17 protein-coding genes are annotated in these 23,538 nt (G+C 37.0%); 7 read left to right on the plus strand and 10 right to left on the minus strand.

Going from position 1 to position 23,538, the window contains the following annotated elements; translation table 11 throughout:
• A partial coding sequence (locus DEU40_RS22620; protein ID WP_228406472.1) for a hypothetical protein occupies window positions 1–198 on the plus strand: 198 nt, incomplete at its 5' end.
• A 49-nt stretch (window positions 199–247) separates the two neighbouring features.
• Here the strand turns inward: DEU40_RS22620 and DEU40_RS08690 are convergent.
• Window positions 248–901, minus strand: coding sequence for a CoA transferase subunit B (locus DEU40_RS08690; RefSeq protein WP_002980639.1), 654 nt, complete (start codon window positions 899–901; stop codon window positions 248–250).
• A 124-nt stretch (window positions 902–1,025) separates the two neighbouring features.
• Here DEU40_RS08690 and DEU40_RS08695 point away from each other — a divergent pair, with 124 nt between their 5' ends.
• Entirely contained in the window at window positions 1,026–2,828 is a 1,803-nt protein-coding gene (locus tag DEU40_RS08695; RefSeq protein ID WP_110009481.1) for an ABC transporter ATP-binding protein, read from the plus strand.
• 50 nt (window positions 2,829–2,878) lie between these two features.
• On the opposite strand, the gene DEU40_RS08700 is transcribed toward DEU40_RS08695, so the two are convergent.
• Complete coding sequence (locus DEU40_RS08700; RefSeq protein WP_110009482.1) at window positions 2,879–3,580, minus strand: CoA transferase subunit A; 702 nt, start codon at window positions 3,578–3,580, stop codon at window positions 2,879–2,881.
• Between the two features lie 386 nt (window positions 3,581–3,966).
• Between DEU40_RS08700 and DEU40_RS08705 the strand changes: the two genes are divergently transcribed.
• Window positions 3,967–5,508 carry a toxin-antitoxin system YwqK family antitoxin gene (locus DEU40_RS08705; RefSeq protein WP_110009483.1) on the plus strand — a complete coding sequence of 514 codons (1,542 nt, stop codon included), beginning with the start codon at window positions 3,967–3,969 and terminating at the stop codon, window positions 5,506–5,508.
• Between the two features lie 173 nt (window positions 5,509–5,681).
• Here DEU40_RS08705 and DEU40_RS08710 read toward each other — a convergent pair whose 3' ends face one another.
• Window positions 5,682–8,420: a fibronectin type III domain-containing protein gene (locus DEU40_RS08710; RefSeq protein WP_110009484.1), complete on the minus strand. Its 2,739-nt coding sequence runs from the start codon at window positions 8,418–8,420 to the stop codon at window positions 5,682–5,684.
• Window positions 8,421–8,713: 293 nt separating this feature from the next.
• Between DEU40_RS08710 and rplS the strand changes: the two genes are divergently transcribed.
• Window positions 8,714–9,070 carry a 50S ribosomal protein L19 gene (gene rplS, locus DEU40_RS08715; RefSeq protein ID WP_002980648.1) on the plus strand — a complete coding sequence of 119 codons (357 nt, stop codon included), beginning with the start codon at window positions 8,714–8,716 and terminating at the stop codon, window positions 9,068–9,070.
• Between the two features lie 69 nt (window positions 9,071–9,139).
• Here the strand turns inward: rplS and DEU40_RS08720 are convergent, their stop codons facing one another.
• Together DEU40_RS08720 and DEU40_RS08725 are read right to left on the minus strand one after the other, a co-directional pair.
• Entirely contained in the window at window positions 9,140–9,607 is a 468-nt protein-coding gene (locus DEU40_RS08720) for an SRPBCC family protein (protein WP_110009485.1), read from the minus strand.
• 150 nt (window positions 9,608–9,757) lie between these two features.
• The gene (locus DEU40_RS08725) at window positions 9,758–10,540 is read right to left on the minus strand and encodes an AraC family transcriptional regulator (RefSeq protein ID WP_110009486.1); all 783 of its coding nucleotides are present in this window, start codon (window positions 10,538–10,540) and stop codon (window positions 9,758–9,760) included.
• A 75-nt stretch (window positions 10,541–10,615) separates the two neighbouring features.
• Between DEU40_RS08725 and DEU40_RS08730 the strand changes: the two genes are divergently transcribed.
• Window positions 10,616–11,758 (plus strand): multidrug effflux MFS transporter, encoded by a 1,143-nt coding sequence (locus tag DEU40_RS08730; protein WP_110009498.1) that lies wholly within the window; start codon window positions 10,616–10,618, stop codon window positions 11,756–11,758.
• Between the two features lie 145 nt (window positions 11,759–11,903).
• Here DEU40_RS08730 and DEU40_RS08735 read toward each other — a convergent pair whose 3' ends face one another.
• The 4 genes from DEU40_RS08735 to rpsA form a co-directional block, all read right to left on the minus strand.
• Entirely contained in the window at window positions 11,904–12,896 is a 993-nt protein-coding gene (locus DEU40_RS08735) for an alpha/beta fold hydrolase (RefSeq protein ID WP_110009487.1), read from the minus strand.
• A gap of 88 nt (window positions 12,897–12,984) precedes the next feature.
• The gene (locus DEU40_RS08740) at window positions 12,985–13,962 is read right to left on the minus strand and encodes an EamA family transporter (protein WP_110009488.1); all 978 of its coding nucleotides are present in this window, start codon (window positions 13,960–13,962) and stop codon (window positions 12,985–12,987) included.
• Between the two features lie 128 nt (window positions 13,963–14,090).
• Window positions 14,091–16,718, minus strand: coding sequence for a T9SS-dependent M36 family metallopeptidase (locus DEU40_RS08745; protein WP_228406473.1), 2,628 nt, complete (start codon window positions 16,716–16,718; stop codon window positions 14,091–14,093).
• A gap of 382 nt (window positions 16,719–17,100) precedes the next feature.
• Entirely contained in the window at window positions 17,101–18,891 is a 1,791-nt protein-coding gene (rpsA, locus tag DEU40_RS08750; RefSeq protein ID WP_110009490.1) for a 30S ribosomal protein S1, read from the minus strand.
• 497 nt (window positions 18,892–19,388) lie between these two features.
• Between rpsA and DEU40_RS08755 the strand changes: the two genes are divergently transcribed.
• Window positions 19,389–20,696, plus strand: coding sequence for a DEAD/DEAH box helicase (locus DEU40_RS08755; RefSeq protein ID WP_110009491.1), 1,308 nt, complete (start codon window positions 19,389–19,391; stop codon window positions 20,694–20,696).
• Window positions 20,697–20,774: 78 nt separating this feature from the next.
• On the opposite strand, the gene DEU40_RS08760 is transcribed toward DEU40_RS08755, so the two are convergent.
• Entirely contained in the window at window positions 20,775–21,668 is an 894-nt protein-coding gene (locus DEU40_RS08760) for an SMP-30/gluconolactonase/LRE family protein (protein ID WP_110009492.1), read from the minus strand.
• Window positions 21,669–21,922: 254 nt separating this feature from the next.
• On the opposite strand from DEU40_RS08760, the gene ccoG reads away from it, so the two are divergent.
• Entirely contained in the window at window positions 21,923–23,365 is a 1,443-nt protein-coding gene (gene ccoG / locus DEU40_RS08765; protein WP_110009493.1) for a cytochrome c oxidase accessory protein CcoG, read from the plus strand.
• The last annotated feature ends 173 nt before the right edge of the window (window positions 23,366–23,538 follow it).

Raw genomic sequence — 23,538 nt, forward strand, 5'->3', positions numbered from 1 at the left:
AAAACAAAAGAAACAAAAATTCAAGACCTGGATCTCTTCGCTAAAAATAATTCCTGTTCTCTAAAAATTCTAAACTTGCGCGGAATCATTATTTCTTTATCGGTTCTGATTTGGGCTCGCGCTTCGGACAGGAGAATTTTCTTAACGTTCACAGGACTTATTTTTTTAACGCTGCGAGTTCCGATGTCGTTTATATAAAGTTTCGGCCTCACAAAGTGAGGCCGAAACTTTATATTGTTATTCAGAATTAGAACTGCATTTCAGGAATTTCCCCTTCGATGATAAGATCTGCTTCTGTTGCTTTAATAATATCTTCTACTGAAACGCCTGGTGCTCTTTCTACCAGCTTGAATCCTGCCGGAGTTACATCCAGAACGGCTAACTCAGTAACTACTTTTTTCACACAGTTTACCCCTGTTAGAGGTAGTGTACATTTTTTTAGGATTTTGCTTTCTCCTGCCTTGTTTACGTGCATCATGGCTACGATAATATTTTCAGCAGAAGCAACAAGATCCATGGCACCCCCCATTCCTTTCACCATTTTTCCGGGAATTTTCCAGTTGGCAATATCTCCGTTTTCTGAAACTTCCATTGCTCCAAGAATGGTAAGGTCTACTTTCTGACCACGAATCATCCCGAAACTGAAGGCTGAATCAAAAAATGAACCTCCTTCCAGAATAGTAATAGTCTGTTTTCCAGCATTGATGATATCCGCATCTTCTTCTCCTTCGAAAGGAAAAGGCCCCATACCCAATACTCCGTTTTCGCTCTGGAATTCTACGGAAATACCTTCCGGAACATAGTTGGCAACCAAAGTAGGAATTCCAATTCCCAGGTTTACATAATAACGATCTTTCAGTTCTTTTGAAATTCTTTTGGCAATTTGTTCTTTTGTAAGCATAATAAAAACTTAGACTGCAATTTAATTATTTTCAATTGAATACAAAAGAGCTTTGTTGTATTCAATAATTAACACTGTTAGTTAAAATAATATCTGTAATTTTGTTCTATTATTTTTTAATAGAATGAAAATACTTTTTAGATATCTAAAACCTTATCAGTGGCTGATAATCATCTCTTTATTTTTGGCTACTGTCAATCAGGTTTTTTCTTTATTTGCTCCGGCGATCACAGGAAATATCCTTGATCAGCTGGTTACCCATCCCAACTTTTTTGATAAAGAAAAGCTATTGCCCAGAAGCCTGAATGAATATTTATACGGAAGTTCTGTATATCATGGGGCTTTTTACTTTTTGGGGCTTCTTATCGGAACTGCAATGGTAAGCAGAATTGCCAAAGCTTTCCAGGATTATGTGGTAAGCGTGATCACTCAAAAGTTTGGAGCGAAAATATTTACAGATGGCTTAAAACATTCGATGGCACTGCCTTATCAGGAATTTGAAGACCAGAGAAGCGGTGAAACGCTGTCTATTTTAACAAAAGTAAGAGAAGATACGGTAAAATTCATCACGAATTTCATTAATATTTTCTTCGGAATTCTCGTCAGTATTATTTTCGTTTCCGTGTATGCAATCCGTTTACACTGGTCTATTATGCCGGTTTATATCTGTGGAATTTTCTTTATTGCCATTGTTACCAATTTATTGAGTAAGAGAATCAAAGTGATCCAGAAAAATATCGTAACGGAAACCACCGCTTTAGCCGGAAGTACTACTGAAAGTCTTAGAAATATTGAAATTGTTAAAAGTTTAGGATTAACCAATCAGGAAGTAATCCGTTTAAATAACAATACGTATAAAATTCTTGGTCTTGAACTGAGAAAGGTGAAAAGCATCCGTTCTTTGAGCTTTATTCAGGGTACCATGGTCAATTTTCTTCAGCAGATGATTACTTTGACTTTATTGTATTTAATTTTTAAGAATATTGTTACACCAGGTCAGTATTTATCTCTAATGTTTTATGGTTTCTTTATTTTCGGGCCAATGCAGGAAATTGGAAACATTATTATTTCTTATCGTGAAGCAGAAGCTTCTCTTCAGAATTTTGACCGTTTGATGAAAAAAGAAGTGGAAGAAAAGCCGCTTCACCCAAAACAAATCGGGGCTATTGAGGAACTGGAATTCAAACATGTTTCATTCAAGCATCAGTCTGCACAGTATAAAGCTTTAAATAACATTTCTTTTGATCTTAAAAACGGTGAGACCATTGCTTTTGTAGGACCGAGTGGTTCCGGAAAAAGTACCCTGGTGAAACTATTGGTTGGATTGTACAGACCTCAGGAAGGGAATATTTTTTACAATGGAATCAATGGAAAGGAATTTGATTTTGATGAGCTGAGAAACCAGATTGGTTTTGTAACACAAGATACTCAGTTATTTGCGGGAACTATTAAAGAAAACCTTCTTTTCGTTAATCCTTCCGCTACGGAAGAGGAACTGGCAATTGCTTTACAGAAATCAAGCTGTACCGCATTATTGGAAAGGGCTGAGAAAGGAATTGAAACCGTTATCGGTGAAGGAGGTCTGAAACTGAGTGGCGGTGAAAAACAAAGAATTGCCATTGCAAGAGCTCTTTTAAGAAAACCTCATCTTTTGATTTTTGATGAAGCCACTTCTGCTCTTGACAGTATCACCGAAGAAGAAATCACTACGACGATCAAAGATATTTCGAAAGAAAGGGAACAGATCACCGTCCTGATTGCGCATCGTTTAAGTACCATTATGCATGCAGACAAAATTTATGTTCTTGAACGCGGACAGATTGTAGAAACAGGTTCCCACGCCAATCTCATTGACGAAAAAGGGTTGTACTACGCCATGTGGAGACAACAGATCGGAGAAAGAAAAACACTTACTCCCCAAGCATAAAAAAAGCGCTGAACATCGATTCAGCGCTTTTTGTTTTTATTGTTTTGAACTTATTCTTTAGTTCTTACCGTTCTCTGCTCAATTCTTTTTTCAAATTTTTCTCCCTGGAAAATTCTCTGAACCATGATTCCCGGAATATGAATTTCGTTCGGATCCAATTGTCCCGGTTCTACCAGTTCTTCCACTTCAGCAATGGTAATCTTTGCAGCACCAGCCATCGGATGATTGAAGTTTCTTGCAGATCCTTTAAAGATGAGGTTTCCTGCATGATCACCTTTCCATGCTTTTACGATAGAAAAGTCTGCATCGTATGCATGCTCCAGAATATGAGGTTTTCCTTTGAATTCTTTTACCTCTTTACCTTCTGCAACTTCAGTTCCGTAACCTGCCGGTGTGTAAAAAGCTGGAATTCCTACCTGGGCAGCTCTGCATTTTTCAGCTAAAGTTCCCTGAGGAGTTAGTTCTACATCTAATTCACCTGAAAGCATTTGTCTTTCAAATTCAGCATTTTCTCCTACATAAGAAGAAATCATTTTCTTAATCTGCCTTTTGTGAAGCAATAGTCCTAATCCGAAATCATCTACTCCTGCATTGTTTGAAATGCAAGTCAGATCTTTCACATCACTTTCTACCAAAGCATTGATTGAGTTTTCAGGAATTCCGCAAAGTCCGAATCCACCTAGCATTAGTGTCATTCCATCATTAATTCCTTCGATGGCCTCCTTTGCATTTTTTACTCTTTTATCTATCATGAAATATTAGATTTTTCTGTTGGCTAAATTTAATAAATTTTCTTGTATATCCGATGAATGGAAATAATCCTGCATTTCACACTCTTTACATCTTATTCTTTTCCATTTTAAATCAATAATAATCAAACACTTAGCAATAAAAACGAACAGATCTGTTCATTTTTCATAGTAAATCTCATCAATTTGATTTATATTTGGAGCTTGAAATCAAGAAATATGGCACATTGGCTGTTTTCGGGTATTATTTTTAAACACAATTTTAATGTAGAAATTATTTTATGGCAGATCACTACTGTCCTCATCACTTCTTTTGACCACAATGAAGGTCTCTTTCAATATCTGCCATCTCACTAATCATATAAAAATATCAAAGCTTACATAAAAACATGAAAAAATTATTTACCTCAGCATTACTTGCATTGGTACTGAGCATGAAAGTATACGCACAGGAGAAAACCTATTTCGATGAAAACTGGGAAAAAACTACTCAGGACAATATGGAATATTACCGTGAAACGACTCCTAAAGGAAAGCTTACTCTTATCAAAGATTTCTATAAGGACGGAAAACTTCAAATGGAAGGACTGGCTTCAGACACCACTCCTAACAGTGAGATTTTTGAGGGAAAAGTAACCTGGTATACTGAAGAAGGAAAGGTTCAGAATTTTGCCACCTATTCCAAAGGACAGCAGATTGGCCCGGCACAGACTTATGATATGAATGGCAGGCTGACAGAAGATGTGGTATATAAAGCTGACGGAAGTTTTTCAGGAAAGATGTTCAGTTATAAGGATGCTGAGGATGGAATGGACTTTAATATTGTGGTGGATTACGAAAACTCTACGCCTGTAAAAACAACCGTTTATGATGATGACATTAAAGGGATCAGAAATGAAACCATCATTGATAAGGACAGCAACACTGAAACAAAATATTACGGTGAAAAGGGGAAATATCTGGGCAGCAACACTACCTCCGGTTCGGGTGAAAATATGGTGGTAGATTACTATTCCAGTCCCATGAGGATCTCTAAGATAGAAAAATACAGAAAGGACGGCAGTGTAAAAGAAGGCGTAATTTATAGCAAAAGCGGAAAGATCTTACAGGAACAGAAAATGAATAAAAAAGATGGCTATAAAACCACTTATGATGAGTCGGGTAAAAAAATAGCCCATCTGGTATACCAATATGATAAGGAAAATGATGTTTATAATCCAATGGACGGGGATGATTATCATCTGGCTTATGAATATTCACAGATTTCCTCTATTGATACTTATGAAAAAGGCTCAAAGGTAACCAGTAAATATTTTGATGAAGACGGAAAGTTATCCTCCGAGCAATTTTTGAAAGATGATCTTATCCAGGAAATCAAATATTATTCACCGGATGGAAAGCTAAAATCTACATTAACATACAAAGATGGTATTCCTTATAATGGTACTACCTATGAAGGCTTTAATGAAACAATTTATAAGGAAGGTATTATTGTAAACATCAAAAACTTTTTTGAAGGTGACAATACGAAGCTAAGTTTTGAAAAAAAGCTGAACGCCAAACAAACAGGCTATGATGCAACTGTTTATGACCCCAAAGGCACTATTTTATATACATTTACACAACCGATCAGTGAAGATGGGGATGATTATTCCTTTACAGCACAAATCACACAGTATATAAAGGGGAAGCCTGCCAATAAGTCTTCTGTAAAAGCAGGTGTTATTCAAAGCGGAAAAATCAGACTCAAAACATGGGATGGAGCTAAAGAACTTGAACGCAGCGGGAAATGGATCTTGTTAAAACTTTATAATATGGATGGAAAGCTCATTCAGGAAACTAAAACACTGGCCGATACTCAGGAGGAAAATGCTTCTTCTGAAAACCCGACGCTGATTAGCGAAGATGATCTGCACCATTTATTTGACTAATTACCACAACTATATATCAAAGGCGGTTTCATTTTTTTGGAACCGTTTTTTGTTTAACCACAAACGGGCACAGATTTTCACAGATAATTATGGAAAATTATACTTTTTTACATCCATAAAAAAGAGGCTATCATTGCTGACAGCCTCTTCATAATAATTGTGTTGTGTTTATCTTACTGAATAATCAGTTTTAAAGTAAATAGTTTTCTTCCGTGTACTTTTACATAGTAAACGCCTGCCGGAAGATTTTCATTCACCAAAGAGAAACATTGGTTATTGATATTTTTCGATACATACAGTAATTCTCCCGAAGCTGAAACCAGTTCGATTTTTTCAATCGGGTAATCACTTTTAATAAAAGTAGGCTGTCCCGGTTTTGTTGGGTTCGGATACAATACTACATTTTTCTCTGTACTTCTGGTTTCTTCAGTTCCCAAAGTGGGTGAAGTTACCTGGAATTGTACTCTGTTTGAAACTTCTGTGTAGGAATCATTGGTAAACATCACCATGTAATAATTCCCCGGTGTTGCGGGTACTGCTGTTCCCTGAATAGTTTTTGTTCCCTGAGTTATTCCGTCAAAATAGGTATAAGAAACAAAATTATCATCCGGTGTCTGAACACTTTGAGGATATATTCCCAACCAGTCTTTGATGATTCCCGGAGAATCCGTCCATGAAGCCGTAATATTTTCACCCAAGGTATAAACAGGTTTGTTGATCCAAAGATCAGTAACGATATCTCCTACTTTAAAGAACACCTTCTCCCCGATTCCGTTATATCCGTCTTCCAATAAATACTGAGCATAATAATACCCTTTTGGAAGTCCTGTGAAATTAAGAGTTCCTGAAGCCGTTGTTACATAGCTCCATTTGATAGAAGCTGTAGTTCCCGGAGTTTGTCCCATTTTGTAAATTCCGATCCAGTCTTTCTGTAAATTGGGTCCGTTTGTAAAATTAATAGTAACGGTTCCTCCCACAGGATACGTATCAGCAGTAGTCTGCAGCTGTACTTTCGGTCCTACATAGAAATTTTTTCTTGGAGTGATTTCTGTATATCCTCCATTTGCAAAGAATCCTGCAAAATACTGACCTTTAGTAGCCAGACCATTATTGAAAGTTACTGTTCCTGCAGTCTGCCCGTTCGTATAAATATAGCCTTGTGAAGTGGTAGAAGCCGGAGTTTGTCCTTTTTTATAGATTCCTACCCAATCCTGCTGATTTCCGGGACCTCCAGTAAATGTAGCCGTGATAGCTTCATTCTGAACATATTCTGTTTTGTTTAAAGTAAAGGTAGGATTTGAAACCACACTTCCTGTAATTTCGAACTGCTTCACATCACTCCAATCGCTCCACTCAAGGTTTCTGTCTCTGTAACGTGTTTTTACATAATAGATTCCGTTGGGGATAGAATTCGCTGCCAGGGTTGCTTTGGTGATGTCTACTCCATCATTCAGGTTTTTCGTTTTATCAGGAGTTCCGTTTCCGTCTTTCCCGAACCAGTTTTCAAAATCGCGGTAGAATTCCTTTTCAATCACAGAGAAGTTCGAGGCTTTACTGATCTGGAACTGTGTTGTATTTAAAAGTTCTCCGTTGGAAGATGAAAATGCACTTCCATTCAATGTTAATGGTAAAGTAATTGGTCCTGAGAACGTATTGGTAATGGATGGTTTTACAGGTTTAGGCTGATTTTTATATCTGTGGAAAGAATCCACCAATACATTGTTTTTCTTATTGTAAATTCCACCGATCGAATAACATTCGACATCTACTTTTCCGGTTGGGACATCTACTTCCACGATCTGATAGGTCCAGTCTGTCAAAGTTTTCTGAACATCGTCAAAATCCTGTTCATTAGACATTCCCCAATACTGATCCCATGCTGTTCCTCCTGAAATAATCTGGTAATTCGGTGTGTTTTTAAGCTGACCTCTGTGATATAAATGATGGTGAGCTCCAACGTGCATTAAATATTTATCAGAAGTTACCAGAAGCGGTACGGCATTTTCTCTTACCCATGTAGAAATATCTCCTACATACTGCTCAGCCTGATACGGTCTGTGGCTTAAAGAAATAATCCAGTCTACCGTAGAATCATTATTGGCCGCTGTCAAAATCTGCTGAAGCCATGTCTGCTGTGCTGATCCGGTATGTTCAGAGCTTAAGCTTACAAATAATACATTTCCTGCCTGCTGGGCATAATAATTCTCATTTCCTGAGCTTATTCCTTTATAACTGATTTCATCAATATAAAAATGGGCATAGTAGGAATTCATTCCCATCGTTCCATAGGTTTCATGGTTTCCTACCGTTGTCTGAATAGGCAGATAAGGTGATAATTTGATATTCTTTTTAAAGTGAACATTTTCATAGTGATCCAATGTACCTACGTCTACCTGGTCACCCACCATAAAAGTAAGCGCAATATTATCTGACAGATCTGAAGCGGCTCCGAATTTTTCTTTTAATTTTTTATAGGCATTCAAAGTAAGCGTATCATATCTCGGTTCTGCTTTGATCTGGTTGTCGCCCATAATAAGGAAACGGATCTTCCCATTGGCAGTTACAGCCTGTCCCGGTAAAGGAAGTGTTCTGAAATTGTAAACAGCAGACTCACTGGTTCCGGTTTTGATTTTATAATAATATTTGGTATTCGGCTGAAGGTTGGTAATCTTTGCCGTGTGATAATAATAGTTGTTGTTGTATCCGGTATCCGAGAAGATATTGGTAGTTCCCGTTACTGTCACGTTCAAGTTGGCCGGAGAATTTCCGTAGATTACTGTTGTTTCGTTATTGGAAGCTGTTTTCCAATTGACGATCATAGAATTCGGAGTCGGGTTTTGTAAATAAGGGAACAAAACCTGCCCGAAAGCCATCTGGACCGCGAAACAAAAAAAGAAGAAATAATGTTTCATAATAGCTTTAGTTTTAAAATAACATATAGTTTTAAGTTGTGAATCAGTAATTTAAAAAACCGTTATCCGGATTTTTACTTCGGGCAAAAGTAGAATTCCCATATAAACTCTGTCTGATGGGATTTTAAAGAAACCGTTAAATTTTCAGCGAAACCGGAATAAAAAAATTATAGTTTTTAGTACATTAAATATTTGGCATATTCAAAAACTATTTTGTACATTTGCAACCTGTTATTCAACCTCTGACGAAGAACGTGTAAGTTGCTTAGCTTTAACATTTTATTTTATTAATAATGGATTTATTAAAGTACGTACAAGACAAGTACATTGCGAAAAAAGAATTCCCTGAATTCAAAGCAGGTGATACAATTACTGTGTATTACGAAATTAAAGAAGGACAAAAGACCAGAACTCAGTTCTTCAAAGGAACAGTTATCCAATTAAGAGGTACTGGTTCTACAAAAACTTTCACTATCAGAAAAATGAGTGGTGATGTAGGTGTAGAAAGAGTATTCCCTATTAACATGCCTGCACTTCAAAAAATTGAAGTTGATAGAAGAGGTAGAGTTAGAAGAGCTAGAATTTACTACTTCAGAGACCTTAGAGGTAAGAAAGCAAGAATCAAAGACGCTGCTTACAAGAAGAAATAATTCAGACAACAATACATACAAAGAGAGGCTGTTTACTTATAAACAGTCTCTTTTTTTGTGTAAATATTTTTACTTTTTATAGGGAGCTCCTTCTCCGGTTACCAAAAATTTTTTCAGGCTGCCGAGAAATTGCAGCCAGCCATTGGAGCAGATCTCATAACATTCAATATTGGGGTTCAGACCGATATGTGTTAATTTTATCCGACTACCACCGTCTTTTTCCTCTATTTCCCAAACAATTGTTGTTCCGACCCATTCAGTCTGGTTCTTTAATTCAGGAAGGGCAATCAGTGAATCTTCAACCGACCAGACAATTTTTGTATTGGCAGTTAATTCTTTCACACGCATTGTTTTGTGAATGTTGTCTCCAAATCTTATGGTAAAAAGATTTCCAACCTCCGAAGATGAACCTTCAAACAATTCAGTCCACCAAAGAGGAATTTCATCAGTTAAAGCCTGATACACTTTATCAGCAGTCGTGTTGACCCCAAGGGTATGTACGTAGTTCTCAACACTATTTGTATTAATAGTTTTCATAAAATTATTGTATTGGTAGTACAATTTTATGAAATTTACTATAATCCGGACTTTTCATAGGACAAGAAATATTGTATGACATTAACCTTGTCAAGGTTGCGAACCTTGACAAGGTTAACAATCGTACTTTTTATCAGCTGTACAAAAGGACTATTCATTCTTCATGAGATACTGCAAAGGTGTGGAGCCTGTCTGTTTTTTGAAAAACTCAATAAAAGCACTGTCTGATGAAAAGTCAAGGATATGCGACACCTCTCCTATTGAATTACCTTCCACCAAAAGTTCAATTGATCGCTGTAACCTCCATTGCTGTCTCCAATCCTGATACGACAATCCCGTTTCTTTTTTAAAAATACGGCTGATCGTTTTCTCCACCGCTCCTGTTTTTTCTGCAAAATCTTTCAGCATTGGAGGCATAGATTTCTGCAGTGTCCATTCTTCAGCTATTTTCGTAAAACGCTTATCCTGCGGCATTGTAAGTTCCAGTTTTTCTTCCGGAGCTTTACTCAGTTCATCCCAGAATACTTTTAAAAGATTAGTTTGATGCTGCCTCAACCCTGACCATTCCCAGGAACAAATTCTTTCAATAATTTCTTTTAACAAGGCGTTGACATGAAGAACTTTCAGATCAGGATTCATATATCTTTGGGAATATTTTTCATCAAAATAAATGGATCTGTAGGCCACAATATTTCTGAAATTCACACGATGAACTTCATGGGCAGGAATCCAAAGCATTCTGAATGGAGGAAGAACCAGCTGCCTGTCAGAAGTAGTAACCGTCATACAACCTGATGGCGCATACAACAGCTGAGACTTGGTTGTATGAAAATGAAAACCGGAGTCATGCATCACCATATCAGAGGTTATTCCAATTACTTTTTCCGGGATTGAATCAGCATCAAAGACGTTGTTTTGTTCCAGTACAGCCATGTCCTATTTTTGATATTTTTTGTTTTTATATCATTATAAATATACATTGATTTTTTGGAAACTTTGCAGAAAAAAATGAAAAAGACAAATCCTATCTGGCTGCTGACTCTGCTTGTGATGCTTCCGCAATTTGTGGAAACCATCTACAGTCCTGTTTTGCCAATGGTACAGGAACAGTTTGGAGTACATGAAGAAACAGTTACCTTAACAATCAGTTTATATTTTATCGCATTTGCACTGGGTGTGGCATTTTGGGGAGTGCAATGCGACAGGATCGGAAGGAAAAAATCATTGGAATATGGTCTCATTACCTATGGAGCAGGAACGCTGGCTGCTGTTTTCGCTCCTGATTTTATGGTTCTTCTGGGAGCCAGGATTATTTCTGCATTCGGAATTTCCGTGGGTTCCATCGTAACACAAACCATTTTAAGAGATACTTTTGACAAAGATAATCTCAGCAAAGTATTTTCCTGGATCGGAATAGGCTTGTCCATCAGTCCGGTAATCGGAATGGTTACAGGCTCAATACTGGCTTCCTCCGGCGGACATCAGAGCGTATTTATTACACTGTGTATCTTGAGTATACTTTTTATACTCCTTTCCAGACAGAAAATTGCTGAAACTCATCATGTAAAGAAATCCATCAACTTGAAGACGTTGATCAACTTGTTGAAACGGATGCTGCTTGATCAGAGTATCATCAAGTGCTGCTTACTGATTATGAGCTTTAATGTCTTGCTATTTTCATACTATTCACTGGCTCCGTTTATTTTTAAAGAAAATCATTATTCCTCTTATGTTTTCGGGTACAGCAGTATAATACTGGCTGGCGGTACCTTCGCGGGAGCAAAGCTTAACAGATTTTTGTTATTGAAGAATATACGGTCTGAATATTTAGTTAAAGCAAGTACATTCTCAGCATTGGCTGCCTCTGTTTTTGTCTGGATTCTGACAGGTACAGGAATTTATTTTGTAATTCCCTACTTCTCTATTGTGATGGCATTCAGCGTTGCGATTCCCAATATTTTAAGCACCGCATTGATTCATTATAAAAACGAAACAGGAAGCGCCGGAGCTTTATTAGGATTAATTTATTATGTTCTGATAGGTTTAGGATTGGTGAGTATTGGGCTGATACAAAATCTGGGAATTGCGTGTGTCCTGTTTTCTGGAATTGGAGTTGGTACTTTATTGCTGTTTGGGAACAAAAAGAATTGATTTTGAAACATTAAGTTTAATGAAGGTGATAAGATTAGGTAAGTTTCATCAAAGATGAAAAATTAAGCAAAATGTATATAAAGCTTATTATTTTACTCACTTGCAAAAACTTAATGTTTCCAATATTTTATATTTTAAAATTAATTTATTGTATAAAATCATACAGTGCTTGAAAAAATTTAGGATATACTTCGATATGCGGAAGGTGCCCGACATTTTCAATCTCGACAAGCTTTGAGCCTGCAATCTCACGTTGGGTTTTCTTTCCCAATTCCTGATATTGCCCCATTTTAGGTTGAAGTTCTTCAGGAGCTCTGTCCTTTCCTATTGCTGTTCTGTCTCTTGTTCCAATAATAAGCAATGTCGGAACTTTTATATTTTTAAATTCATAACATACCGGCTGATTGTAAATCATATCCGAAGTAAGCGCTGCATCCCATGCAACCTGAGGATAATCTTTATGAAGAGTCCATCCTGCAATTAAGTCTAGCCAGGGCTGATATTCTTCTTTCCATTTGTTGTCATAATAGAATTTCAGCTGATAATTTTTATACGTTTCGGCTGTATTTTTAAGTTCAGACTGATAAGCCTGATCAATGGTCTGGTAGGCTGCAAAAGTTTTATAATCTTCCAGTCCGATCGGGTTTTCGAGAATCAGTTTCTGTACTTTTTCAGGATATAATAACGTAAATCTGGTGGCCACCATTCCTCCCATTGAATGTCCAAGTACGATGGTTTTGTCAATTTTCAGTTCATCCAGAACCGCTTTTGTATTTTCTGCAAGCTGTGAAAAAGAAAATTGGTAAGCATGAGGCTTTGAAGACTTTCCAAATCCTATCTGATCAGGAATCACTACCCGGAAACCTTTAACAGAAAGGTCTTTTGCTGTTCTCTCCCAGTACGCTCCATTAAAGTTTTTACCGTGGAGAAGCATGACCGTTTTTCCGTTGGGTTTTTGCGGCTTTACATCCATATAAGCCATTTTCAAATCTTCACCCTGAGACTTGAAATTAAGAAAATGAACTTCGTAAGGATATTGATAATCAGACAGCATTGCATCCAGAGGTTTTACCTGTGAAAATATAAAACCGGAGACCGTTAAAGCAAAAGCGGACATTATATTTCTGAAATGTTTCATAAAACGTTTATTTAAAGATTAAAATTAAAAAAACCGCTCCAAAAGGAACGGTTTTAACTGTTATTTTTAGTTAATATTTTTCAGACCATTATGCCATTGAAACTTCTTTTTCCTGTTTTGAAGGTAAATTCATTAAAACAATTGCAAAAAGAATCAAGGCAATACCTACCCACTGAATGAAAAATACTTTCTCTCCCAGCAAAACGAAAGCCATGGTTACGGAAACCGGAAGTTCCAGTGATGAAACGATACTTCCAAGGCCCAATCCTGCATTGGGAAACCCAACATTGAATAAGATAGGCGGAATAATAGTTCCAAAAAGCGCCAGTACAAATCCATACGTGAGAAATATTGAATAATTAAATGAATGGATATGTTCTGTATTATCAGTAAAATTCAGGTATAATGATTTTAAGCCATCAAAATACATAGGCCCTATCTGGGCAAAGAATAAGAATGCAAAAACGACAACTGAACCACCCGCCAGCATAATAATACTCTTTCGGAAAACCGGAAGATGAGTAGCCAGCGTATTAGAGGTGAACATTGTTAAAGTATAGGAAGCGGCTGCCATCAGCCCCCAGAATACTCCGTGCCAGTCCAGCTCTATTTCCATATTAATAAGATTGGTTGCCAGAACCGTTCCCAACAAAACAATAACCACAGAAACCACTTTTCTTGTATTGGGAAGTTTTTTAGTTAGAATACTTTCCACCACCACACTGAACCACACCGACTGCATCAATAATACAATAGCAATGGAAACATTGATATATTGCACGGCAATATAGTAGAATAAACTTGTTCCGCCCAAAGAAGTTCCTGCAAGCAAGAGCATTCTTACTTCTTTAGAATTGGGCACTGATAATTTCTGTTTTGAGGTTAGGGTCTGAATAAAGTTCAGGATCAAAAGTCCCGTCAAACCTAATACGAATTGGGAAGTAGTTACTTCTGAGGTTGTAAAGCCATCCTGATAAGCCATTTTTACAAAAGTGGCCAACATACCGTATATACTAGCTCCAATCCCTACAAATAAAACACCTTTTAGTATATTTTTCTTCTTCATAATTTTTTTAACAGCCTGCAAAGGTACAACATATAAATTAAATCATTTAGCAGTGTTATAGTGATAGATAAATAAAATCGCCACAAGCAAAGCTTGTGGCGATTTTTGAGATTGATTATAAAAGTTAATTATTTTTTAACCATTACTTTAGAAGCAGCTTCGAAACCTAGTCCTTTGATTTTAACCATATAAGTTCCGTTGACAAGGTTGCTTGTAGAAATTGCTTTCTTGGCATCCGGTGAGATTTTATCTTCTGACGAAACCAGTTTACCAGACATATCATACAATTCTACGCTTACTTTTCCAAGAGTATTGCTTGGGAATTTAATATAGAATTCATCTTTGGCAGGGTTTGGATAGATAGAAATGTTGTTGTTCTTATCTGCCTTTACATCATTGGTAGCCAATAAACATGCTTCCGGAACGTTAAAGTCCTGAACCTGATCATTAATATTATTTTTAGCTCCTGCTGATGCATTCACTCCTAAACCTCTTCTTGCAAAAACTCCCCAGATCATACATTTATCCTGTCCCTGAGTAGTTGCCATCTCAGCTGCCAATATTGCATTTCTTCCATCAATAAAGCTAGGATTACAGCCCTGAAGTTTAAGAGCATCTGTTACTAACTGTAGTACTTTTGTGCTTCCGTTAGGGGTTGTTGACAACACATCTGAAGCATAACCATATTTTTCAACATATTTCCAGTGAAGATCCCATAACATGGTTGCCCAAACAAAACCGATTGAGTGTACATTAGGAACAACTGCTGATCCGTTATTGTATTCCATTCCGTTTGTATTTCCATAGGTATATCCGTTAACAGCGAGGTTTGTAGAATATTTTGCAGGTCTGATACCACCACCAGTTATAGGCTGACCTATTGCATAAGTACCAGTACCTCTCGCTACTGTAGCATCATCTCCTGCTTTGTTTGTCAGCATTAAAGCAAAGAAATCAGACCATCCTTCTCCCATCTGTTCCTTACTCACGCCTGAATTCAGACAGTTGTATCCGGTACCGGTCATTCTGTTGGATATTCCGTGACCGTATTCATGGGTTACGATTCCGTTATCAAAACTTCCGTCAGGAGTCTGGTTTCCTTTTAAAGTAACATTTACTGTTGTACTTGCTGCAAGGTGAGTTTTGATATATTCACCTTCTGCATTGGTAATCAATACTGAAGGGATTGTAATTGTAGGGTCATTCCCTGCCATATTTCCTAAAGTAGAACCATTTACTGCGTTGTTATATATAATGGCCGCTTTAGCTCCGGCATCCTGAAGATTTTTCACTTTTACTGCAAAAGCACATGTTCCTCTCTCAACAAGCCCTATTTTATTAGTCAATGAGCTTGCAGGTAAAGCCGTACATCCGTCTAAAACTGATGAAAGTGCTACATCTCCTGTCAATCCGTTCATTGGTAATGGATTACCGAACTGTGCAGTTCCTGCTCCCGGTGTTCGGGAAACAGCAGCACTTGGTGCATTATAGAAGAATACTCTTCCAACCGGGGACCAAAGATACATTTGCATTCTTCCATTATAACCATCCTGCCCTGAAGAGAAATTCGCATTATTTAATCCGCTTCCATCCTGCGCCTCTGCGTATACAGAATCATCATCACCTCCAACAGGTCCGTTACCAAAATTGTTCTGCTGGAAATTTCTGGCAGATTCTGTAAATCCAAATTTATAGAAAACGTCGTGAATTCTGTTATTCAGATAAAATAAATTTGTAATGGCAGCATTTCTGTTATTTAACGGCGTTTCATTGATGTTAAAAGGGAAATCAAAATTTCTTGTTGCCCCTCCGTCTGCCGGGGTTCCGGTAAGATAATCAGGTGCAGTTAAAGCAGTTCCAGCTGAATCTTCATAGGCAAAAACGTTATTTCCTCTTGTAATCGTGTAATGATTGGTTCCGTCAGAATGCCATCCTTCAGGAGAAGCACTCAGGATCCAGGGATTGGTAATAATGGATCTTGAACCAAAAGTTGGCGCTTCAATAGGTAATGGAAACACATTGTATGATGCATTATCCGGCAGAAGTAATGGAATATTATTCTGTGCTATGTTGTTCTGAGGCCCCACTAAGGTATTTTCAAAATGATCGGCATGGGTATATTCCGCATCGGATGAATAAGCATCATGATGAAAATTACAAGATAGTGTCAGGTTATTTTTCAACAGGATATTTCCATTGTTGGCATCTACTACAATATTCCAGTAATTGAGTGACTTTGGTTCCATTAAGGTATATTCATATGCCAAACGGAGGTTTCCGCTCTCATCATTTGCATATACCAATCTTTGATTGGCTGAAGTCGCTTTCTTCTGAGTTTTTTCAAGATACTCAAGAATAGTGAAGTTTGCTATCTCAGGATTTTTCAGATCTTCAGCAATCTTCTGAAGCGCTGTGCTTTTACTGATAGCAGCAGTACCTGATGTAGATGCAGTATAATCTTTTACAAAATTATCGGTGTAGTAAACAATTTTATTGTCCTGAATCAATGCTGTTCCTACAGAGCTGTATATTGGCAAACCATTATAAGTCTGTAAAAATTTAACAACATTACCATTCAATGATTTTGACGGATCTACATTATCAACAATGATATTATTAAGATCAGACTTTTTATATTCCCTTATTTTATTTTGAGAAATATAATCTTTAATCAGTTTTTCATTATCCTGTCCGAATAATATTGTCGGAAATGCAGAAAATACCGCAAATAAAATAGGTAAAGCTTTGTTTTTCATATCCATTATTAAAGGCGCTAATCTACAAATAATTCACATAACTTTAATACGTTTTATATTAAAAAATAAACATAAATCAATACAAATAAAGAAAAACATTTTGAAATCAATTTACATATTTATCAATCATGAGAATCCTGCATTATATTTATGCGTACCACATTATGTTTACCACATGTTTAATTTTTTTCCATACAAACATTTTCTTTTTATAAGTCATTTTAATGAATATAAATTTCTGACCCACGGAAATCTGTTTTTACTGTTTTACCCGATAGTTTTTGTTTTTTAATGTCTTATTACACTTTTATGTTCTTTGCCGTATAGCCATAAAAAAAGCCGCTCGAATGAGCGGCTCTTATGTATTATAATGGTTCAAAGATTATTTACCTTCTTCCATTTTTCTTTTCAACTCTGCTAATGCATCGATGTCTCCAAGAGTAGATCTTTCTTCGTTGTTAGAAGAAGAAGATACGTTTCTAGAAGAAGCTTCTTTTACGTTTTTCTTCTCTTCGTCTCTGAAGATACCTGTGTGAGATACTACTACTCTCTTGAATTCTTTGTTGAATTCGATTACTTTGAACTGAGCTTCTTCACCTTTTTTGATTTTAGATCCATCTTCTTTCTCTAATAATCTTGAAGGGCAGAAAGCTTCAACCTCAGCATCCTCGAATTGAACAGAAGCTCCTTTATCGTGAACTTCTACAGCTTTACCAGCGTGGATAGTTCCTTCAGCATATTTAGTTTCGAATTTATCCCATGGGTTTTCAGTCAATTGCTTGTGACCTAGAGATAATCTTCTAGCCTGAATATCTAATTCAAGAACTACAACGTCTAATTTATCACCTACTGCGCAGAACTCAGATGGGTGCTTGATTTTCTTAGTCCAAGAAAGATCAGAGATGTAGATTAATCCGTCGATACCTTCTTCTAACTCTACGAATACACCAAAGTTAGTGAAGTTTCTTACAGTTCCTACATGCTGAGATCCTACCGGATACTTAGCTTCGATGTTTTCCCATGGATCTTTAGACAATTGCTTGATACCAAGAGAAATTTTTCTTTCTTCTCTATCTAAAGTTAATACTTCAGCTTCTACTTCATCACCTACTTTTACGAAATCTCCAGCAGATCTTAAGTGAGTAGACCAAGACATTTCAGAAACGTGGATTAATCCTTCAACACCTGGAGCGATTTCTACGAATGCACCATAGTCAGCAAGAACTACTACTTTTCCTTTTACTTTGTCACCTACTTTCAAGTCAGCAGAAAGAGCATCCCAAGGATGAGCTTCTAATTGCTTCATACCTAATTGGATTCTTGTTTTCTCATCATCGAAATCAAGGATTACAACTTTTACAGTTTGTCCGTCCTCAAGGATTTCAGATGGGTGGTTCACTCTAGACCAAGAAAGGTCTGTAATGTGGATCAATCCATCTACACCACCTAAGTCAATGAATACACCGTAAGAAGTGATATTCTTAACAGTACCTTCAAGAACCTGTCCTTTTTCAAGCTGAGCGATGATTTCTTTTTTCTGACCTTCGATATCTGCTTCGATCAATGCTTTGTGAGATACCACTACGTTTTTGAACTCAGGGTTGATTTTCACAACTTTGAACTCCATAGTTTTTCCTACGAACTGATCGTAATCTTTAATTGGCTTAACGTCAATTTGAGAACCAGGTAAGAATGCTTCGATTCCGTGAACGTCAACGATCATACCACCTTTAGTTCTTGATTTAACAAAACCGTTAACAATTTCTCCAGTTTCGTGAAGTTCGTTTACTTTATCCCAAGCTTTAAGCGTTCTCGCTTTTCTGTGAGATAACTGTAATTGTCCAGTTTTGTCTTCTCTCTTGTCAACCATTACTTCTACCTCGTCACCTACTTTCAGGCCTTGGTTGTAACGGAATTCGTTTAGAGAGATAACACCTTCAGATTTGAAGTTGATGTCTACGATAGCTTCTTTATCAGTTAATCTTACAACTTTACCAATTAGAACGTCGTTATCGTCTAAGTTGTTTAATGATCCGTTGTAGATTTCTTCTAAATCGCTTTTTTCTTTTCTCGCATCTGCATCAAGACCTGATTCGAATGAATCCCAATCAAATTGTTCTGGTGCTACGTTTTGGTTTAATAAAACCTCTGCTGAATTTGTCTCTTTTGACATTTTCTAATAAATTTGTATTCCTTCTTTTTTAACGGTTTGAATAAATGCAGATTAAAAAATACGGAAGTAATTAATTTTAAGTAATTTACTCTTCAAACCTTTTCGCCACAAAAGTGGGTGCAAAGATATGAATTTTATTTAAAATAAGCAATAGATTTTGCCAGGTTAATATTTAACTTATATATTTAAAAATCAATACCTTGATTAAAGTATGCTTCGACTGAGCTCAGCATGACATTCTAATACTAACCGTCTTACATTCAGAATAAAGCAATATCCGCTGTCATACTGACCATACACTGAAAATTTACAAGAGGCATCAATAAGCAGAAAACAAAAATGAGATTTTTCATTTCGCTGCGCTTCATTCAGAATGACAGTAAGACAGAATTAAAGAAGGCCCACACTTTCCAATCCTTCTCCTACTCTCCTACTCTCAAACCCTCAAACTCTTACACTCTAAATCCTCAAACTCCAAAATTCACTACCTTTGCAGCATGGAATTACAGCCGATCTATCAAAAACTGCAGATTCAGGATATGAATCAGATGCAGAAATCTACTTATAAAGCGTCTGAAAACAATACAGACATTGTCTTACTCTCTCCTACAGGATCCGGGAAAACGCTGGCCTTTTTATTTCCTGTTCTCAGAAATCTGAAAAAAAATGTTCAGGGTGTTCAGGCATTGATACTGGTTCCGGCAAGGGAGCTTGCTTTACAGATTGAACAGGTTTTTAAATCTATGGGAACAGATTTTAAAGTTTCTGTATGCTATGGAGGACATGATAAAAAAATTGAGGTCAACAATTTGATTGAAGCTCCGGCTGTGTTAATTGGAACTCCGGGAAGAGTTGTTTATCATTTAAGAAATAACAATTTTGATCCAAAAACGATTAAGACTCTGGTTCTTGATGAATTCGACAAAGCTCTGGAACTGGGTTTCCATGATGATATGGAATTTATTTCCAATTCTTTAAAAGGACTTTCTCAGAGAATTTTAACATCTGCCACAGCTATGGATGAAATTCCGGCTTTTACAGGCATAAAAGATGAAAAAGTAATCAGTTTCCTGAAAGAAAATGATGTAAAACCGGATCTCCAGCTGAGAAAAGTGATGACTATTCCGGAGGAAAAACTGGATACACTTTTCAATCTGGTTTGTAAAATCGGAAACAAAAGAACCCTGATCTTCTGCAACCACCGTGATGCTGTAGACCGTATCTCTGAACTTCTTCATCAGATGGGAATCGACAGAGAAACCTTTCATGGCGGTATGGAGCAGGATGAAAGAGAACGTGCGCTGCTGAAATTCCGTAATGATTCTGCAAGAATTCTTATTACTACGGATCTTGCTGCCCGCGGACTTGATATTCCTGAGGTAGAATCTATTGTTCATTACCAGCTTCCTCCAAAAGAAGATGCTTTCATTCACAGAAACGGACGTACCGCAAGAATGAATGCCAAAGGTTTTGTCTACCTGATCATGACTGAAGAGGAAAACTTCCCGTTCATTAAAAACAATACTCCTGAAGAAAACGTTGCCGGATTCACTAAAGTTCCGCAAAAAACACCTTTCCAGACGGTTTACATCAGTGCAGGAAAAAAGGATAAAGTAAACAAAGTGGATATTGTAGGATATCTGCTAAAGAAAGGAGAGCTTCAAAAAGAAGATGTAGGAATTATCGAAGTAAAAGATACTACATCATATGTTGCCGTCTCCAGAAATAAAGTGAACGCCCTTTTAAGAAAGCTTCAGAACGAAAAACTGAAAGGTAAGAAAGTAAAAATGGAGATTGCTTATTAGACCTTTCACTCTACACTTTATTGTCATTGCGGGGAGCACAACGACGAAGCAATCTGCCCTCCCCGCAATGACATAATATTATTTAATTCCTTTCACTCTCATAGGGAAAGTATACACTGACCTGGAGGCAGTAATGAAAAGAATATCATTGTTTTTACCGCCAAAAGTGACATTGGAAGTCCAGTCTTCAGGAATCGGGATGTGATAGATCTTCTTCCCGGAACTGTTGAAAACATGCACTCCTTTTCCTGTCAGGTACAGGTTTCCGTGTTTATCCATCGTCATGCCATCTGACCCCATTTCACAGAACAGTTTTTTCTCAGATAATTTTCCTTCTCCCAATATATCATAAACGTAGGTTTTTCCGGCATCAATATCAGATAAGTACAATTTCTTTAGTTTTTCACTCCCAACAATACCATTGGGTTGGGTGAAAGTTTCTAATTGGGTAACTTTTCCTGATTTATCTCTGTAATAAAGACTTTTATGTTGAATTTCCTGTTTAAAACCAACCCAGTAATCTCTTTCATACAAAGGATCTGTAAAGTACATTCCTCCAAATTCATCATTCCAGACATCATTGGGGCCGTTCAGCCTTTTTCCTTCGAAACCTTTTAGCAGAACTTCTACTTTTTTGTCTTTGGATATCTTCCATATCTCACCCTGATCGTCTGAACAGGTAATCAAATACCCATCTTTGTCAAAGTGTGTTCCGTTTGCCCTTCCTGTTTTATTCAAAAACTCTATCACCTGATTGGTTTTCCAGTCCCAATAATAAATCTTATCATTAGGCTGATCGGTGAAATAAACATTCCCTTCTTTATCTGCTGATGGTCCTTCTGTGAAACTGAACTTGTCCGAAACCTTTTCCGGCTGCACTCCCTCATAAAACATTTTACTATAATTTACTGATTGACAGTTTACCAATGCGAAAACCAAACCAATCATACCTATTTTAAGTATATTCTTCATGCTTCATTTTTAAGACTGCAATTTACGATATGACCCAGAGGTTTCAAAATATTTTCCCGTTCTGATACAATAAAAACAACAGACACAAAATGTCCTAATTATCCTATTTTGGAAGTAGATCATATTAGTAATGAAAAGATATAATCCGGAGCTTTGCAGTAACAGAATCAATCACTTTTTCATGGAACAGTCAATTTGAAAATAAGATTGGTCAGGATGAAAATTGTACTAAAATACTTTTATAGCATATAACAATGAGCGCAGAGTCCAACAATATCAAGTCTTTGGAAATTGAAAATGAAGATTTCAGAAATTCAGTGGGAACCATGGATGAAACCGGTAAAAGGAAGTGGATTTTTCCCAGAAAGCCCAAAGGAAAGTATACCAACTACAGGAATTACACCAGCTATTTTCTTCTTGCTTTATTTTTCGGACTGCCGTTTATAAAGATCAATAATAATCCTTTTCTGCTGATCAATGTCATCGACAGGAAATTCTTTATTCTCGGACAGCCGTTTTACCTGCAGGACTTTTTTATTCTTGCTTTAGGGGCGGTAACCTCCGTCATTTTTGTGATGTTATTTACTGTCGTTTTCGGAAGAATATTCTGTGGGTGGCTATGCCCGCAGACGCTTTTTATGGAAATGGTCTTCCGTAAAATCGAATACTGGATCGAAGGAGACCGGAATAAACAGATGAAGCTGGACAGACAGGAATGGGATGCAGAGAAAATAAGAAAAAGACTGACAAAATGGTCTGTTTTCCTTTTAATTTCATTGATTATTTCTCACTTTATGTTCATGTATATTGTGGGCTACGAAGAAGTTTTCCGTATTATGAGTGAAGGACCTGAAGCCAACTCACTGAAATTTATGGTTATGATCTTCTTTACCATGACGTTCTATTTTGTTTTCGCATGGCTTCGTGAGCAGGTTTGTACGCTGGTTTGCCCTTACGGAAGACTGCAGGGTGTATTGATCGACAAGCAAACGATCAATGTATATTATGATTTTAAAAGAGGGGAAGGCCGTGCAAAATGGAGAAATAATGAAGACAGAAAAGCCGCAGGAAAAGGAGATTGTATCGACTGTAACCAATGTGTTGTGGTATGTCCTACGGGAATCGATATCAGAAACGGACAGCAGCTGGAATGTGTAAACTGTACAGCCTGTATTGATGCCTGCGATGAAGTTATGGAGAAAGTTGGCTTACCTAAAGGATTGGTACGTTATGCTACGGAAGCAGAAATTGAAAACCAGGACAAATTCCGGTTTACGCCAAGAATGAAAGCCACAACTGTTATCCTTGCATTGTTAATTGGGTTCCTTGGGTTTTTAATGTATGACCGTGGTTCTATGGAAGCCAAATTCATCAAGCCGGCAGGGTCAACATTCTTTGTTAAAAATGGAAAAATCACAAACACCTTTATTTACACTCTTCTGAATAAATCAAACGAGAAAAAGATGCTTACCATTAAAGTTATCACTCCAACAAATGCAGAGATCACTTACTTTGGTTCTGAAAAAATTATATTGAAAGGAGATCAGATCCTGAAAGGAAACATTAATATTTCCTTCCCTGAAGACGAAATTAAATTCTCAAAACAAAATATGGTCATCGGAGTGTTTGATGAAAAGGGACAGTTGGTAGACTCGTTTGAAACTACTTTTGAAGGACCGTTTAAGCTGGCTCTTTAGGTGGCAGATGGTAGGTGATCGGTGGTAGGTTGTTTGGATCAGAAAAAGTAGTTGATATTTCCCTAATTCCCCTCCTCCGGACTATCGTGTGGACACAATTATTCCTAGTTTTATACATTTATTGTTATTTAGTATTATGACAAGAAATTTCAGGGAATTAGCCGATAAACGTT

It is taken from the genome of Chryseobacterium sp. AG844 (assembly GCF_003182335.1).
GTDB classification, from domain to species: domain Bacteria; phylum Bacteroidota; class Bacteroidia; order Flavobacteriales; family Weeksellaceae; genus Chryseobacterium; species Chryseobacterium cupriresistens.